At 75.6% G+C, this 13610-nt stretch carries 10 protein-coding genes; 4 read left to right on the top strand and 6 right to left on the bottom strand.

What is annotated here, in order from left to right:
* Positions 1–24: 24 nt before the first annotated feature.
* The gene (locus tag ACZ7KF_RS07715) at positions 25–1521 is read right to left on the bottom strand and encodes an MFS transporter (RefSeq protein ID WP_471070113.1); all 1497 of its coding nucleotides are present in this window, start codon (positions 1519–1521) and stop codon (positions 25–27) included.
* 223 nt (positions 1522–1744) lie between these two features.
* Positions 1745–2830, bottom strand: coding sequence for a beta-glucuronidase AbsR1 (absR1, locus tag ACZ7KF_RS07710; protein ID WP_471070111.1), 1086 nt, complete (start codon positions 2828–2830; stop codon positions 1745–1747).
* A 94-nt stretch (positions 2831–2924) separates the two neighbouring features.
* Between absR1 and ACZ7KF_RS07705 the strand changes: the two genes are divergently transcribed.
* The gene (locus ACZ7KF_RS07705) at positions 2925–4649 is read left to right on the top strand and encodes a LuxR family transcriptional regulator AbsR2 (protein ID WP_471070109.1); all 1725 of its coding nucleotides are present in this window, start codon (positions 2925–2927) and stop codon (positions 4647–4649) included.
* Between the two features lie 19 nt (positions 4650–4668).
* Here the strand turns inward: ACZ7KF_RS07705 and ACZ7KF_RS07700 are convergent, their stop codons facing one another.
* Entirely contained in the window at positions 4669–7272 is a 2604-nt protein-coding gene (locus ACZ7KF_RS07700; protein ID WP_471070107.1) for a CHAT domain-containing protein, read from the bottom strand.
* A gap of 85 nt (positions 7273–7357) precedes the next feature.
* Here ACZ7KF_RS07700 and ACZ7KF_RS07695 point away from each other — a divergent pair, with 85 nt between their 5' ends.
* The 3 genes from ACZ7KF_RS07695 to ACZ7KF_RS07685 are packed head-to-tail and all read left to right on the top strand — an operon-like array spanning position 7358 to position 9908.
* Positions 7358–8788, top strand: coding sequence for a S8/S53 family peptidase (locus ACZ7KF_RS07695; RefSeq protein WP_471070105.1), 1431 nt, complete (start codon positions 7358–7360; stop codon positions 8786–8788).
* A complete protein-coding gene (locus ACZ7KF_RS07690; RefSeq protein ID WP_471070103.1) occupies positions 8785–9423 on the top strand; it encodes an RNA polymerase sigma factor in 639 nt (212 codons plus the stop codon). The genes ACZ7KF_RS07695 and ACZ7KF_RS07690 overlap by 4 nt, the downstream gene beginning before the upstream one ends.
* Positions 9420–9908 (top strand): hypothetical protein, encoded by a 489-nt coding sequence (locus ACZ7KF_RS07685; RefSeq protein ID WP_471070101.1) that lies wholly within the window; start codon positions 9420–9422, stop codon positions 9906–9908. Before ACZ7KF_RS07690 ends, ACZ7KF_RS07685 begins: the two co-directional genes overlap by 4 nt.
* A 92-nt stretch (positions 9909–10000) precedes the next feature.
* Here the strand turns inward: ACZ7KF_RS07685 and ACZ7KF_RS07680 are convergent, their stop codons facing one another.
* The 3 genes from ACZ7KF_RS07680 to ACZ7KF_RS07670 form a co-directional block, all read right to left on the bottom strand.
* On the bottom strand, positions 10001–10792 hold the full coding sequence (locus ACZ7KF_RS07680) for an N-formylglutamate amidohydrolase (RefSeq protein WP_471070099.1): 792 nt from the start codon (positions 10790–10792) through the stop codon (positions 10001–10003).
* 209 nt (positions 10793–11001) lie between these two features.
* Positions 11002–12135 carry a homoserine O-acetyltransferase MetX gene (gene metX, locus ACZ7KF_RS07675; RefSeq protein ID WP_471070097.1) on the bottom strand — a complete coding sequence of 378 codons (1134 nt, stop codon included), beginning with the start codon at positions 12133–12135 and terminating at the stop codon, positions 11002–11004.
* On the bottom strand, positions 12136–13455 hold the full coding sequence (locus ACZ7KF_RS07670; protein WP_471070095.1) for a bifunctional o-acetylhomoserine/o-acetylserine sulfhydrylase: 1320 nt from the start codon (positions 13453–13455) through the stop codon (positions 12136–12138).
* Between the last annotated feature and the right edge of the window lie 155 nt (positions 13456–13610).

The following is a 13610-nucleotide window of genomic DNA, read 5'->3' as shown; positions in this document are numbered from 1 at the left end:
TCACTCCCGCGAGAACGCCTCGCTCTACGACGGCTCCCTGGAGGAGGGGTCCAAGGGCCCCGGCCGGCCCAGGGAGCCGGACCGCTGACGGCTCCGCCCCGGCGGGCGCACACCGCTCGGGCTCCGCGGCGCACGGTGGCGCGGGGCCAGTGACAGCACCAGGGCGGTGGCGAGGAGACCGGCGCACACCAGCGACGCCTGCGCGTACGCGGCGCGCGGAGGACCCGCCGGGCCGGCCGCGCCCCGCAGATAGATCCCGGAGACGGCACTCAGGCACACCGCGGCGGCCACCCGCTGCGCCATCTGCAGGATGCCGCCCGCCACCCCGGCCGCCGCGGCGGGCGCGTGCTGCAGCACCCGGGCCTGGTTGGGGGAGACGGTCAGCCCGGACGCGGCGCCCGCGGCCAGCTGGACCGCGGCCAGCGCGAACGGCAGGGCGGCGGCCGGGACGAGGGCCGCCGCCAGCGCACCGGCCAGCAGGGCGAGCACGCCGAGGGCCAGACCCACGGTCACCGTCCGCTCGCCGAGCCGCCGTACGACCCGCCACGCCACCGCCGACGCCACACCCATCGCCACGGCCGACGGCAGGGTCACCGCCGCCGCGGCGAGCGCGGACAGCCCGAGGCCCGACTGGAGGAACAGGGTGAGCACGAGACCGGCGGCCAGCGTCGCACCGAACTGCGCCATCGCCACGGCCGTTCCCAGCGCGTAGGGCACCGAGCGGGCCAGGGACGGATGCACCAGCGGTGTCCGGCCCGTCCGTACCCGCCACCGCTGGCCCAGCACCAGCGCACCGGCGGCCCCGACCGCGGCCACCGCCCACAGGGCTGCCGTACCGGCGCCGCCCGGTGGGCGGATGAACGGCAGCATCAGCGACAGTGTCAGTGCCGCCACGCACCCGATGCCCCACAGATCGAGCCCGCCGTGCGGGGCCACCCGTCGGCCCGGCGGCAGCCACCGGGCCGCCAGCCACAGGGTGAGCAGTCCGCAGGGCGTGCTCAGCAGCAGACACAGCCGCCAGCCGCCGTCCGGCCCGCACACCGCGACCAGCACGCCGCCCAGGGCCGGCCCCAGCGCCGCGGCCACCCCGGCCGTGACCGCGTACAGGCCCAGCGCGCGGGCCCGGTCCAGGCCCCGGAAGACGTCCTGGAGGGTGCCGATCACCTGGGAGTTGACCAGTCCCGCGCCCGCCCCCTGCGCCAGCCGAGCCGCCACCACCGTGCCGGGCGTGACACCCGTCGCGGCGACCAGCCCGCACAGCACGAACACCGAAAGGCCGAGCAGAAAGAGCCCTTTGCGACCGCGCACATCACCGAGGCCGCCGCCGGGCACCAGAACCAGGCCGAAGGAGAGCGAGTACCCCGCCACGATCCACTGCACGTCGGTGGCGCCCGCCGACAGCGACTGACGCAGGGCCGGCACGGCGATGTTGAGAACCGACTGGTCCAGCAGGGTGGTCACCCCGGCGGCCAGACAGACCGTCAGCACCCGCCGGGCGGCGCGATCCTCTCCCGGGAGCATGCGGTCATGCTCACACGCCCCTCATGCCCCTGTCGCCGTACCGGAGGGACCGTTCGCACGACGGAAACACGCACGTCGCGCGCGGACACACGGCGTTCGCGGGCGGACACACCGGCGTCGCGTACCGGACAACGGCGTGGGCGCGGACGTCACCTCCCCCGTAGGTGACGTCCGCGCCCGCTCCCCCGGTGCCGGACTGTGGCTCTGTGCGGTCCGTGTGCCGTCACCAGCACATGACCGCTGTCTCCCCCGATCCCCACGTCGAGTACAGGCGGACCCGGACGGCGTAGCGGCGGCCCTTGACCAGCCTGACCCGGACGGCGGCGTTGTCCGGCGTACCGCCGTCGTCGTGTCCCGCGAGGAAGCGCGGTTCCCCGTCGCGCTCCTCGAAGACGACCAGCACGGTGTCGGCGTCGCCGAAGGTGCCCACGGTGTACTCGCGGGTCTCCGGCGGCGCGACGGTGAAGTCGGCCTGCTCGCCCGGCCCGAGACCGAGCGGTACGGACCGGAACGGCACCAGCGCGCCCGGCCCGGACGGCCCGGTCGGCGGGTACCAGCGGAGCACGAACTCCTTGTCGGCCGGGGAGGGGGTGCCGGGCGGACACAGTCCCCCGCGGTACTGCTCCGGCTCCAGCACCAGCCCCGGCCCGAACGGCAGCGCCATGACCGACTGCGGATCCCACACCGAGCCGCCCGCCTCACAGGCGTCCAGCGGGCGCAGCACGTTCGTGTCCGTCGTCTCCCGGCTCCAGAAGTTCGGCGGCCCCGCCAGCTCGGCGTACACCGCCTCGTCGTCCCAGTGCAGCCCGGCGAACGGGCTCTGGTGCTCGTGCACCATGCCGAGCGCGTGCCCGATCTGGTGCAGGACCGTGCCCCGCTCCGCGGGCGCGGTCACGTCCCAGCCGAGGTTCATGGTGCGTTCGCCCCGGCCGACCGACAGCGCGTCCCGGCCGATCGCCGACCAGGACCCGGCACCGGCCTGGAACCCGATCCGCAGCTCCGCCTCGTGGCGGTCGCCGACCTCGGCGAAGGTGACGCCGATGCCGAGGTCCTGCCACTCGCGGAAACACCCGCGGACCACGTCCCGCTGCTCCTCGCCGCCGTCCCAGGGCACCCGGCGCAGCTCCCCGGTCCCGGGGACCGGGATCACCGAGGTGTCGGAGCGGGCGTCCAGGAAGCAGTAGTGCAGGACCGTGCCGTCGACCCACATCCGCCGCCCGGCGAGCAGCGCGCCCAGCCGCTCGGCGGTCAACCCCGCACCGAAGGGCGGGGCCGGCTGCCGCGGAAGCGAGCAGAGGCGTCGGGTCATGCGGCCAGCGTGCCGTCCGCCGCCGCCGGGCGCCTGAGTCGGGGGCTACTCAAGTCACCCTGTATCAAAACTGAGTACGCGCGCTCTGAACGGTGTGAGGACTTACGAGCAGGACGCGAAGACGCTGGAGCTGCCCTGGCCGTTCACGGGCCGGGCGGACGAACTGGAACTGGTGCGCGGTGCGCTGACCGCCGGACGGCCCGGCATCGTGGTCACCGGCCCGGCGGGTCACGGCAAGACCCGGCTGATCACGGAGGCGGTCCGGGGCACCGACCACGTCCGCGTGACCGGTACCCCCGAGGCCCGGGACCTGCCCCTCGCGGCCTTCGCGCACCTGCTCCCCGACACCGTCTCGCTGCACCGCGCGGTACGGACGCTGTCCGGCGTACGCCTCCTCGTCGTGGACGACGCCCAGTTGCTGGACGAGACCTCCGCCGCCCTGGTGCACCAGCTGGCCGTGCACGGGCGCACCCGCCTGGTGGTGGCCGCGGCGGACGGTGAGCCCGCGCCCGGCGCGGTGTCCCGGCTGTGGACGGGGGACCTGCTGCCCCGGCTGGCCCTCGACCCGCTGCCCCGAGAGGACACCGCCCGGCTGCTCGCCGGCGCCGGGCTGGAAGCGCTCACCGTGCGCCGGCTGCACGAGGCGTGCCGGGGCGATCTGCGGCTGCTGCGCGACCTGGTGACCGCGCTCGCCGGATCCGGCCGGCTGACACCCCTACCGGGCACCGGCGAGCGGGCCTGGCGGGGCCCGCTGCCCGTCACCCCGGCCGTCCGGGAGCGGCTCGCCGCCGCGCTGGAGCGGTCCGCCCCCGGCGAACGCGGCACCCTCGAACGCCTCGCCTTCGCCGAACCCCTGCCGCTGCCGCTGGACGGACTCGACCCGGACGTCCTCGACGGCCTGGAGACGGACGGTCTGATCCACGTCGACGACGAGGGTGCCGTCACCCTCGCTCATCCGCTGCACGGTGCCGCGCTGCGCGCCACCACCGGCCGGCTGCGGGCCCGTCGGCTGGCCCGCGCCGCCGACGCGCACGGCCCCGCGCTCGCGGCGGAACAGCGCCTCCTGGCCCGGCGGATGGAACAGCTCGACGTCCGGCCGGTACCGACGCCGGTGGGAGAGTGGCTGCTGACGGAGGGCATCCCGCTGCCGGCCGGATACGCCGCGGTCCGCGCCCGGTTCGCGCGGTTGCGGGGCGAGCTGCGGGAGGCGGCGGCGTGGGCCCGGGAGGGGCTGCGGGCGACCCCGGCGCACACCGGGTGCCGAACCGAACTGGGGCTCGCCGAAGGCACGGTGGGCGAAGCCGCCGAACCGGACGGCGTCCACGCCCTCTACGGCGCCGTACGCCTGGGCGAGCCCGAGCGGGCGGTCGGGCGGCTGCCGGCCGGGAGCGTGTTCGCACGGCACGCGGACGCGCTGGCCCGCGGTGACGGGGCAGCGCTGGACGGGGCCGCGGAGGAGCTGGCCGAGCGGGGCTTCGTGCTGTACGCGGCGGAGGCGCACGCGCAGGCCGTCCGGGCGCACCGGGACCCCCGTGCCGCCCGGTTGTCCCGTACCCGGGCGGTCGCGCTGGCGCGCCGTTGCCAAGGGGCCCGCACACCGGCGCTGACCGGGCTCGTCCTCGGTGAACTCACCGCCCGGCAGCGGCAGATCGTCGCCCTGGCGGCGGCCGGGCTGAGCAACCGGGAGATCGCCCAGAAGCTGACGCTGTCCGTGCGGACGGTCGGCAACCACCTGTACAGCGCGTACACGCGGCTCGGCACGGGGGACCGGGGGGAGCTGCCCTGGCTGGTCGACGGGCCCGAGAGGGAGACGGCCTAGGCACTCCCGGGCGCCGCCCTCACGCCGCCCCGAACGCCGCGAACGCCCAGCCCGTCGCCTGGTGGAGCGCGTCGCCCGGCAGGGCCGCGCGGGCGTCGCGGAGGGCCTCGGCCAGGGACAGGCCCGCGCCGAGGCCCTTGTGCAGGGCGAGCATCAGAGGCACCACCGCCGCGTCGTTCACCGGGGCGCTGCTCGCCACCACACCGGCCGTGCCCAGCGGCAGCAACGCCGTGACCACGCCGAGGAGTTCGTCCGCGCCCACCGAGGCGAGACGGGCCGTGTCGCAGCTGGACAGGATGATCCGGTACGGGCTGCGGGCCAGGCGCTCGAAGTCGTGGACGATCAGCGGGCCGTCGGCCATCCGGAGCGCGGAGAACAGGGGGCTGTCGGCGCGGAACGTGCCGTGCGCCGCGAGGTGCGCGAGGCCCGCGCCGTCCAGTTCCGCCAGCACCCGGGGCACCTGGGCGGCATCGCCCTCCAGGACCGTCGCCGTGCCGTACCGGTCGGCCAGTTCGGGCACCTCCGCGCCCCCCGTCGCCAGCCCGGGGCCGCGCACCAGCACCGACCGGCCCTCCCGCGGCGGCGCCGTCTCCCGGGCGCGCAGCCAGCTGCCCGCCGACGGCGACACGCTGAGCACCCGCTCCCGCAGCGCCGGCAGCAACGCCCACGGCACCCGGTGCAGCGCCCCCGGCGGCACGATCACCACCGGGCCCGAGCCCAGCTGCGGCACCGCCCCGGCCAGCAGCAGCTCCTGCAGCCGCCGGCCGGCCGCCTCCACGAGGGGCAGCCGCGCCTCGGCCCCGGGGTGGGCGAGTCGCCGCAGCCCGGCCTGCACATGCTCGGCCTCGGCCACCGCCTCCGCCAACGACCCGCCGGCGAACCGCCGCACCTTCCCCTGCCCGCACAGCAGGACGTGCACCCGGCCGTCGACCACGGCCAGCTCCACCAGCAGTCCGTCACCGAGCCGGTCCAGCAGACGGCCCACGTCGAAGCGGTCGCCCGCGCCGGCGGCGGCACCGCCCGTATGGCGGGTGCGGGAGCGGATCTCCCGCTCCAGACGCCGCTGCTCGCGCTCCAGCGCCGGCACCGGACGCCCGTCCATGCGGGCGGCCTCCGCACGCGCGGCGATCTCCCGGTAGGCGGTCAGACCGCTCAGCAGCGCCGGCTCCTCGGGCGGCCGGGCCGGCGGCGCGGACAGCACCGTCGCCCGCCACCGCTCGCTCCACACCAGCAGCCGCCGCGGGCTGCCCTGGTCGAGGGTCACCTCCTGGGCCAGCGCGGCCAGTTCGGCGCCCTGCGCGGTCGCGTGGGCGCGCAGCTCCGGGGCGCCCAGCGTCATCCGGTGGTCGTCCAGCACGTCCAGCCCGCGCCGGCACGCCTCCAGCACCCCCCGCCGGGATCCGGCCGCCCGCGCCCGCAGCGCCTGTGCCGCCCAGCCGGTCATCCGGGCCGACGGCGGCCCGCCGTGCCGGCTGCGGGCGGCCACCGCAAGATGCCGTTCCGCGTCCGCCGTCCAGCCCAGCGCCAGAGCCATCCGGCCCGCGAGCAGCGAGGCCTCCGCCGCGGCGGGCGAACCGAAGGAGGCCAGCCGCTCGGCGACCGCCGCCGCGTCCGCCACCATCCGCCCCGACCGGCGCCCCGCCGCCACCCGCGCCTCCAGCAGCACCAGCCGGGCGTGCGTCTCCCACCAGGTCCGGCGCTGCGCCGCGAACAGCCGTACGGCGACCGCGGCGCGGGCCACGGCGGTGTGCGCGTCCCCCGCCGAGCGGGCGGCCCACGAGGCGGCGAGCAGCAGCTCGGCCTTGCGGGTGGACTGACCGCCGATCCGGTCCAGCACCCCGATCGCCACGTCCGCCTCGGCCAGCGCCTCCGGGGCCAGCCCCGCCGCCATCAGCACCTCGCAGCGCCGGATCGACAGGTTGTACGTGGGGGTGCCCAGCTTGGCGTACCGCTCCTCGGCCTCGTCCAGCAGCCGCAGCGCCGCCGGGATGTCCCCGGACCGGAACGCGGCGAGCCCCCGGCTCTCCACCGCGTCCGCCTTGTCGTGCTCCTGGCCGGTGGTGTCCCACAGCCGCTCCGCCGCCGTGAAGTCCGCGACGGCCCGGTCCACCGCGCCGAGCGCCAGATGCACGGTGGCCCTGAGGGTCAGCGCCCGCGCGGTCCAGATGTCGTCGGCGAGCTGCCGCAGCACCGGCAGGGCCCGCCGTACGTCCTCCAGTGCCTCCCGGTGCCGCCCCAGCACCCACCAGACATAGGCCCGCCGGTACAGCACCCGGGCCCGGGTGTGACCGCTGCCCCGGGCCACGCCCCGCTCGAACGACGCGAGCCCCTGCCGCGTGCGCCCCGCGTGCACCAGTGCGACCCCCAGCGTCGCCAGCACATCGGCCTCGCGGTCGGCCGACTCGGCGCGCGCGGCCAGGTCCCGGGCCCGCCGCAGATGCCGCAGCGCGATCCGCAGATCGCCGAAGTCGCGCTGCCAGATGCCCAGTACCTGGTGGGCGACGCTGGCGTGCAGCGGCGGCGGACCGGCGCGCAGGAGGTGTTCCGCGCGTGCCCGGGCCTCGCCCGGGTCGGCGAACACCAAGGGCAGCAGTTCGAGAATCGACTCGCTTCCCGCCGTCACGTCTCGCATGGTAGTGGCCTGCTGTATCAGACGGCGGGTCCGCGACTCTCACTGTCGGACACCGTCTCCAGGGGGAGGACACCACATGGCACCACAGCGATTCCACGAGCAGTTCCACCACATCCAGCGCTCCTTGCCGGACGTCCCGCTGACCATGGGACCGGACGACTCCGCCGGACTGCTCTACGAGAAGGGTGTCGTCCTCGTCCGGGACGGCGCGGAGGCCGGGTTCGTCGAGGACGCCGTGCGCACCCACTTCACCGAGACCGCCGGTCTCGTCCCCGACCATGTGCGCCGCGTCGGCCCGCAGGCCGGCCGCACCGGGGTGACCCGCATCCGGGTGGGCGACCCGGCGGAGGGCGAGGACAGCGTGCCGCACGCCCTGCGCGCCGTGCGGGCGGCCGAGGCCCGTCAGGGGCGCCGGCTGGCCGGCCGCAACCACGTGGTGCACATCGCGCCGGTCAACGCCTGCCCCGGTGACGAGCCGGTGCCCGTCCCGCGCACCGAGAGCGTCAACCCCGGTGCCGCCGAGGAGCGGTACGACCCGGCGACGGCGGTCGGGGTCCTCGTGATCGACACCGGTCTGATGCACGACCACCGCTCCTACCCGCTGCTCGCCCACACCACGGGCGACGCCCAGCTCACCGAGACCGACGGCGACGGAGTGCTCCGCCAGTACGTCGGCCACGGCACCTTCATCGCCGGGATCCTCGCGGCCGTCGCGCCCAACACCGACATCAGCGTCCGGGGCACCCTCAACGACGCCGGCGCCGTCCTGGAGTCCGAGTTCGGCGCCCTGCTCTTCGAAGCGGTCGACCGGGACGGCTGGCCGGACATCATCAGCCTCTCCGCAGGCACGCCCAGCGAGGACACCGACGGCCTGATCGGGCTGCACGCGTTCATGCGCGAACTGCGCGACCAGCGCACCCTGCTGGTGGCCGCCGCCGGCAACAACGGCAGCGACACCCCGTTCTGGCCCGCCGCCTACGCCGCCCTGCCCGAGTACGCCGACAGCGTGCTGTCGGTCGGCGCCCTGCGCGCGGACGGCGAGTCCGGGGCCTGCTTCACCAATCACGGCCCCTGGGTGCGTGTGCACGCCCCCGGTGAGCGCCTCACCAGCGCCCTCACCGGCTTCACCACCCCCGTGCCGTACATCTACCAGCACTCCACCTTCGACACCTGCCGGTTCGGCGACGCCGACTACGCCTGCACCTGCCAGTTCCCGCGCCACACCGGCGTGCTGAGCGAGGGCCGGGAGAGCACCGGCGCCAAGCCGGACCAGGTGATGTTCGACGGTCTCGCGCAGTGGAGCGGCACCTCCTTCGCCACCCCGCTGGTCGCGGGCCTCGTGGCCGCCCGGATGTCGGCGTACCGCGAGCGCGACCCGCGCGCGGCCGGGGCCGGGCTGCTGGCGGCCACCACGGAACAGGCCGAGGTGCGAGGGGCGCGCGTCCCGGCGCTCCGCCCGCCCACCTGGCGCCCCGTCCCGGCCGCGATCCCGGCTCTGCCCGCATGAGGTCCGGAACGCTCCGCTCCACGGCGTACGATGACGTGCCGTACACAAGGGGTGGAGCCGTGGACCGAACAGAGGTCGGCGCGTTGGTCCAGTCCGCCGTCGACGGGGACGCCGCGGCCTGGAAGGCGCTGGTGGAAGGGATGAGTCCCCTGGTCTGGTCGGTGGTGCGCGCCCACCGGCTGTCGGACGCCGACGGGCACGAGGTCTTCCAGACCGTGTGGTTCCGCTTCGCCCAGCATCTGGGCGGTATCCGGGAGCCCGAGAAGACCGGTGCCTGGCTGGCCAGTACGGCCCGCCACGAGTGCCTCAAGGTGCTCAGAGGCATGGCGCGGCTGACCCTGACCGACGATCCGCGTGTGCTGGACCGGGCCAGCGAGGACCGCACGCCGGAGGAGTCGCTGATCGATTCGGAGGAGGCGGCGGACCGTGCCGAGCGGGTCCGCCGCCTGTGGCAGGAGCTGGACGGACTGGGCGAGCGCTGCCGGCAGTTGCTGCGCGTGCTGATGGCCTCGCCGCCGCCCAGCTACGGGGAGATCTCGGCCGCGCTCGGCATCGCGGTCGGCAGTATCGGCCCACTGCGCCAGCGCTGCCTGCGCCGGCTGCGGGCCCGGATGGACGCACGGGGTGCGGTGTGAACGGCGACGACGACAACCGGACGACCGGGGGAACGGGCCCGGACGAGGAGGCGTTCGCGGACGCCCTGCTGGAGGAGGAGCTGCGCCAGGCCGCCGCCGTCCTGGACCCCGTCCCGGCCGAGCTGCTCCAGACCGCCCTGGACGCCTTCGCGCTGCACGACCTGGACGCCCGGCTCGCCGAGCTGACCTTCGACTCGCTGGTGGACGCGCTGCCGGTCAGGGGCGTCATGGATCCGCCGCGCATGCTGACGTTCCGCGCGGGTGAGGTGACCGTCGACGTGGAGGTGACCGCGGACGGGCTGATCGGCCAGGTGCTGCCGCCGCAGTCGGTGCGGATCGAGGTCCTCGGCGGCCCGCAGACGGCCTCCCCGCTCACCGCCGACACCCTCGGCCGGTTCACCGGCGAGACCCCACCGGCCGGCCCGTTCGCCCTGCGGCTGCGGACCGGCGCGGAGGTGATCGTCACCGAGTGGCTGCGGGCCTGAAGCCCGCACGCGAGGCCGCGTTCGGGTGACGCCGGGCCGGTGCGTTGCACGCCGTCCACGAGCGCGGCCGGCGCGGACGCCGGGCCGGTGCGCTACACGGCGTCCACGAGCGCGGCCAGCGCGGCGGCGAGCCGCTCCAGCCCCGGCCCGGCGGGACCGCCCGGCTCGGTCATGTAGGTGTCCCGCCGGATCTCCACCATCAGCGCGCCGACCCGGGCGTCCGTGCCGTAGAACTCCAGCGGCACGTACGTCCCGGCGAACGGGCTGTCCAGCCCCGTCTCCCCGCACCCCGCGAACGCCTCGCGGGCGGCCTTCGTCAGCTCCGGCGCGGTGTGGAAGGCGTCCGTGCCCAGGCACACCGGCGGGCGCGGCCCGGTCCCGTGCAGCTCGTAGGGGAGCGGCCGGGACGGATACGAGTGCACGTCGACGACGACGGCGCGCCCGGTCGCGGCCAGCCGTCCGGCCACCGCCTCCGCCATGGCCGCGGCGTAGGGCCGGAAGTAACGGGCGAGCAGCGGCTCCGGGTCGGTGTCCGCGGGCCGCAGCTCGCCCCGGTGCGTGGTCCGCGTGTACACGGCGCCCATGCCCGCCGCGAGCATCTCCTCCCGCTCGTCCGGGAACCGCTCGGGGTCCACGACCAGCCGCGACAGCCGGTTCACGAACCGCCAGGGCGTCACCCCGGCGAGCAGGGCGGCCCGTTCGGCGATCTCGGCGGTGTGCGCGTCCGTGATGTGGTCCAGTTCCCGCTCCAGCTCCGCGTCGCCCAGCACGATGCCGGCGCGCACGTCCTGCGGTACGGCCCGCGAGGAGTGCGGCACGTGCAACAGCACCGGCGACTCGGGGTCACCGGGAAGAAGCTCGAAAGAGGCGGCGGGCTCGGTCACGGGCTGCTCCGGAAGGCGTGGTCAGTGGCATGGTGCACGGTCAAGGTGTCACATCGACAGCGGAGGAGGGGCGGGCGGGGCATGCCGATCGCCCGGCGCAGGGGCGGCCGGGCACGCGTTCCCGGAAGCGCTGTACGGAGCGGCTGCTTCCCCGGCGAGGTGGTGGACAGGGGAACCGGCCGCCCCGCGGCATCGGTGATGCCGGAGTGTCAGCCGAGCAACTCCCGTACCAGCGCACCCACCTGCTCCGTCTCGATCAGGAACCCGTCGTGCCCGTACGGCGACTCCACCACGCGCAGCCGGTCGGCGCCCGGGATGTGCGCGGCCAGTTCGGCCTGCTGGGCGAGCGGGTAGAGACGGTCGGAGTCGACGCCGGCCACCACAGTGGGTGCGCCGACCCGGGCCAGCGCGCCACGGATGCCGCCCCGGTCACGGCCGACGTCGTGGGCGTTCATCGCCTCGGTCAGCACGACGTAGCTGCCCGCGTCGAACCGGCGCACCAGCTTCGCGGCGTGATGGTCGAGATAGGACTCCACCTGGTAGCGGCCACCGCGCCACGGCTCCTCGGTGCCCTGGACGGACCGGCCGAACCGGGTCCGCAGTTCCGGCTCGCTCCGGTAGGTCACGTGTGCCAGGCGGCGGGCCAGGCCGAGACCGGTGTGCGGTCCGCGGCCGGTGCCGTGGTAGTCGCCGCCCTGCCAGTGCGGATCACTGCGGATGGCGTGCAGCTGGATGGTGGCCCAGGCGATCTGCTCCGCGCTCGCCGCCGCGGCCGTCGCGAGCAGCAGCAGCGCACCGGTCCGCTGCGGCTGCGACACCGCCCACTCCACGGCCCGCATCCCGCCCATCGAGCCGCCGGCGACCAGCGCCCACCGTTCGATCCCGAGCGCGTCCGCGAGCCCGGCCTCCGCCGTGACCTGGTCGCGCTGGGTGAGGAAGGGGAAGGCACCGCCCCAGGGCCGTCCACCGGCCACCCGGGCGGAGGACGGCCCGGTGCTGCCCTGGCAGCCGCCGAGGACGTTCGGCGCGACGACGAACCAGCGGTCCGTGTCCAGCGCCCGGCCCGGACCGATCAGGCCGTCCCACCAGCCGGGGGCCGGATGGCCGGGCCCGGCGGGTCCGGCCGCGTGGCTGTCCCCGGTGAGCGCGTGCAGCACCAGCACGGCGTTCGAGGCGTCCGGCGCGAGCCGTCCCCAGGACTCGAACGCCAGGCGCACCCCGGGCAGTTCACCGCCCGTCTCCAGGGGCAGCGGCTTCTCGGCGACGTACCACCGCCGCCGCCCCGGCGGGTCCCCCTCCCGCCAGGCACCGCTGACCGGTGGTTCCCCGGCGGCCGCGCTCACCTACGCGCCTTTGGCCGCGCGGAATCCGGCCTCCAGGTCCGCCTTGAGGTCGGCCAGGTTCTCGATGCCGACCGACAGCCGCACCAGGCCCGGCGTGGTGCCGGTCGCCGCGGCCTGCTCCTCGGTGAGCTGGCTGTGCGTGGTGGACGCCGGATGGATGATCAGGCTGCGTACGTCACCGATGTTGGCGAGATGGCTGAACAGTTCGACGGCGTCCACGAACCGCTTCCCCGCCTCCACGCCGCCGCGCAGCTCGAAGGAGACGATCGCACCGGCACCGCGCGGCAGGTACCGCTGTCCCGCCTCGTACCAGGGGCTGGAGGCGAGGCCGGGGTAGTGGACGGCGGCGACCTCGTCGCGCCGCTCCAGCCACTCCGCGAGCGCCTGCGCGTTCGCGGAGTGCCGCTCCAGCCGCAGGCTCAGCGTCTCCACGCCCTGCAGCAGCAGGAACGCCGAGTGCGGCGCGAGCGCCGGGCCGAGGTCGCGCAGCAGCTGCACCCGCAGCTTCACCCCGAACGCGCCGGGGCCCAGCGCCGGCCAGTACCGCAGTCCGTGATAGCTGGGGTCCGGCTCGGTGAAGTCGGGGAAGCGGTCGGCGTGCGCGCCGAAGTCGAAGGTGCCGCCGTCCACCACGACACCGGCGATCGCGGTGCCGTGCCCGCCGAGGAACTTGGTCGCCGAGTGCACCACGATGTCCGCGCCGTGCTCGATCGGCCGCAGCAGGTACGGCGTCGGGACGGTGTTGTCCACGATCAGCGGCACTCCGGCCGCGTGCGCCACGTCGGCCACCGCCCGCACGTCGAGGACGTCGCCCCGGGGGTTGCCGAGCGACTCGGCGAACAGCGCCTTGGTGTTCGGCCGGATCGCCGCCCGCCAGGCCGCCGCGTCGTCCGGGTCGTCCACGAAGGACACCTCGATGCCCAGCCTGGGCAGCGTGTGCCGGAACAGGTTGTACGTCCCGCCGTACAGGGAGGTGCTGGAGACGATGTGGTCGCCGGCCCCGGCCAGCGTCAGGATCGCCAGTGTCTCCGCGGCCTGCCCGGAGGCCACCGCGACCGCCCCGACACCCCCTTCCAGCGCGGCGATGCGCTGCTCGAACACGTCGGTCGTGGGGTTGTGGATGCGGGTGTAGATGTTGCCGGGCTCGGCGAGCGAGAACAGGTCGGCAGCGTGCCGGGTGTCCCGGAAGACGAACGACGTCGTCTGGTAGACCGGCGTGGCCCGGGCGCCGGTCGTGGGGTCGGGGGCGGCCCCGGCGTGGATCTGCTTCGTCTCGAAGGACCAGGCGGCGGTGTCGGCGGTGTCGGGCTGCGTGCTCATGGTGCTCCTCGTGCGGGGGAGGGCGCTGACGTGCGACGAGGTAAGCACGCGGCGGACACCGCCAACAGGCCCGCACGAAAGGTGACATGAGGACGTCACATACGACATGTCGCCGCAATGATCCGGGTACGGCTCCGCCCCGGCCGGGCAGTGCC

It is taken from the genome of Streptomyces sp. NPDC038200 (assembly GCF_055600785.1).
Note: the sequence above shows the minus strand (reverse complement) of the source record. Positions and strands in the feature narration are given on the sequence as shown.